The sequence below is a fragment of the Kaarinaea lacus genome (genome assembly GCF_975902315.1).
Window position 1 is genome coordinate 1 of sequence record NZ_CDLKIE010000020.1, and the last position, 3236, is coordinate 3236.

The window sequence follows — 3236 nt, forward strand, 5'->3', positions numbered from 1 at the left end:
CCGGAAAAACGCCGTGAATACCGCAATCGTGTACTAAAAGTCACACTGGATGACCTGAAACGTGTGGGATCTACTTATTTTGATCCTGGCAAAGCCAGTTCTGCGGTGATTACCAATGCGGCTACCCTGGATCAAGTGGGCGATCTGGGCATGGACGTCATTAAATTATAATCAAGTCTCGGTAGAAAAATGAGAATCGGATACCTAAGTTCGCGGCTTATCGTGATAATAAATGTAATTGGTATATTATTGTGCTTAACCACGTCGGTATGGATTTATTTAACGCACTCTGATGTAACCCCTGAAAAAACCGAGCGGGTGTTTCAGAAAAACATTAAAGAAGCGAATAAGATTCGAAACCTGGATACATTTCGTCAGGTTCACCAGAGTATATTGCTATCTCATAAACGAGCGTTGAACTCACATTTTGAAAACGTCAAACCCATCTATTGGTTAGCCGTTATAGCCATTATCATTTTTATAATTAATACGTTTATCTTTTGGCAACTGGTGAAAGCGAAGTCGATCAGAATACGTTGAGATTGGAAAAGCTGATATTCAAAGTAGCGCGATACGCGCTTAGTTAAACTAAAGCTGCTGTATATTTTTCTTCGAGTTTTTTTACGTATGCCAGTAATTCATCAAGAACGTGTAGTCTTTCCGTAAATTCAGTTCCTTCATTTTTTATTGTTTCTATTTTCTCCCGCAACATGGGTATTGTTAGCGCATGAGAACTGGTGTCGGTAAACAAACGGTGGTTCTGATATTCTTCCCACTGCAATTTTTCTGCTTCAGACAAACTTTCCGGAAAATTACGCGCCTTATAACGAATCAATAGCTCTGGCAGGCGCTCGTCATTGAAAGTGAATTGCTGGTTTTGCAATTGTTCTGCGTTTGCCTCTCTGATGGTGGGAAAAGACTGCTTGTCGCTATCGTTGAAAAAACCGTCGTATAGCTTAAATTCCGGATCATCACTGGTTTCGTACTCTGGTTTGGCAAATACACTACGTAGTTTATCTGATAACTTTTGCGATTGTTTCAACGTCATTAAATTTTTTAAACAAAGATCCAGCTTCACATTGAGTCGCCTGGATGATGCAGTATCCAGAGTACTAAGCGGCACAATTATCGGGCACTTGTTGATATGAACAGCTTTTACAGGAATGCGATCAATCCCTTCAGGTAACTGGTCAGACGGTGTAAATAGTCGTTTTTTGATTTCTTCTACGCCCAGCTCTATTAAAGCAGTTGGATCCTCGCTAAGATCATAGACAATAATGGCGTTTTTGTTTATAGGGTGCATCGCCAGCGGAGCGACGATTGCCATGCAAGACTTTGCCGCCGTATATCTTGAAGATACATGAATGACGGGGGTCATCTCTCGAACGTTAAGCATTTTAGCTATTTTCTGTTTGCTTTTGTTTGAGTAGACATAGTCGAACAATTTCGGCTGTTGGTTTTTAATCAACCTGGCCATTTCGATGGTGGCATAAACGTCAGACATTGCGTCATGCGCCATGCTATGTTCGATACCGTTTTCCTTAGTCAATAACTCTAACTTGAAACTGGTATTGCCTTCAGCGTTTTTTGGCCAGTTTATACCATCAGGTCTGAGCGCATGCGTCAATCGCACCACATCAATAATATCCCAACGGGTATTACCATTTTTCCATTCGCGCTCATAAGGATCGAAGAAATTTCGGTAGAAGGCATAGCGCATGAATTCATCATCAAATCTTATGTTGTTATAGCCAACCACACAGGTATTGGGTGTTGAGAATTCATGATGGATGGCTTTAATGAATTCGTACTCCTTCAGGCCTTTTTCATTCACAGTATCTGGCGTGATACCTGTCACCAAACAGGATACGGGTTCGGGTAAAACTTCCTCACTTAATTGACAATATATGGTCAGCGGATCGCTAATGATATTCAATTCTTCGTCGGTGCGAATACCGGCAAACTGTGAGATACGATCACGTTTACTGTCGATACCAAAGGTTTCCAGATCGTACCAATATAGACTTTTTGGGTGACTCACGGTAATTGAAAGGGTTTTATTAGTTGTTGTTAATGTATGAAACAGTAGTCCTGCTAACTAATAGTATACGATCGACTACGAGATGGCTAACTCACCGAATCAGCTACTGACGAACATTTATATTCTATGTGCATATACCCATAGTCATTAGCCAAAATCCATTTTTGGTGTCAATTGCCTGATAGTCTTTTATCTTCTTGTTTTGCCACTACTTTACTGAGCCGCTTCAGGCTGCCACATAATTATATGTTCAAAATTTGCGATATTTTTGCTATAACAAAAATATCAATGTTGTGATCGCATTTTGTTCAGGTCATATTCTGCAACATGCGCATCCAGGAATTCGCCAAAGGGTTTATGAAGGGGGTAAACCTATGAAACGCGCTACTCTACTCTTCTTTTGTCTGCTTTTTTTACCAATGCTATTAACAGCAGGCGAAAATGCACGCGTCGCACGTTGTTTTGCCGAGAATGGCGACGTTATTTATTCCGATTTTCTATGTAGTACTTTCGAGAACAAAAACCCACACTTTATGTCTGATGATGCCGTTGATCAGCATATTCGAGCAAGGGATCTTCCATTAATCAGTTCAGGAACGCTTTCTTCCACAGAACTCTCGTCAATTACAGACCAGGCAGTATCACAGTGTTCAAAACGTTTTGATCAATACTTCAAACGCAAGCATCGTTCAGTTTCAGATGCACCGGCGATAGCTTTCACTGATGTTACGCAACAATACAAAAAAGGTTCCAATGTTTCCATATCGGTAGCAGGTGTCGTTCAGTATGTGGAAGGTAATACGAGCAAAACAGCCTATATAGAATGTACCGCACAAAAATTTAATGCGGAGAATAACTGGCAGGTGGGATTCCTGGAAAAATAATGGGCGCATAGTAGCGCCCATTAACTTAAAGATTTAAGCAGGGAGGTTTAATCAAAGCTCTGATGCCCTTTCTGTGTTCGTACTATATAAAAACGTTGCAGCAATAGCAGGATTAACAATAATCCAAGATGCCCGATACTACCCGCACCCATACTATCCTCTCCTGCGGCATTTGTAACCACCAAGTTCATCGTCATCGTACTGGTCTCTGGTGGGTTGCCATTATCAGCAACAGCGACAAAAATCGTATATGAATCCTGTTGCAAAACCACCGGATCAATCGTCAGGGTATCAGGCGCGTTATCCAGATC

3 protein-coding genes are annotated in these 3236 nt (G+C 41.1%); 1 reads left to right on the forward strand and 2 read right to left on the reverse strand.

Annotated elements, in window-relative coordinates:
• Nucleotides 1–583: 583 nt before the first annotated feature.
• Entirely contained in the window at nt 584–2041 is a 1458-nt protein-coding gene (gene sbcB, locus ACWVCM_RS00330) for an exodeoxyribonuclease I (protein ID WP_455199700.1), read from the reverse strand.
• Nucleotides 2042–2415: 374 nt separating this feature from the next.
• Between sbcB and ACWVCM_RS00335 the strand changes: the two genes are divergently transcribed.
• Nucleotides 2416–2925: a hypothetical protein gene (locus ACWVCM_RS00335; RefSeq protein WP_455199701.1), complete on the forward strand. Its 510-nt coding sequence runs from the start codon at nt 2416–2418 to the stop codon at nt 2923–2925.
• 47 nt (nt 2926–2972) lie between these two features.
• Here the strand turns inward: ACWVCM_RS00335 and ACWVCM_RS00340 are convergent.
• The coding region (locus ACWVCM_RS00340; protein WP_455199702.1) for a hypothetical protein at nt 2973–3236 on the reverse strand (264 nt) is incomplete at its 5' end.

What these genes read in the sequence shown, in the direction of transcription:
- ACWVCM_RS00335 (WP_455199701.1), top strand. Translation starts at nt 2,416, where the DNA reads ATGAAACGCGCTACTCTACTCTTCTTTTGTCTGCTTTTTTTACCAATG.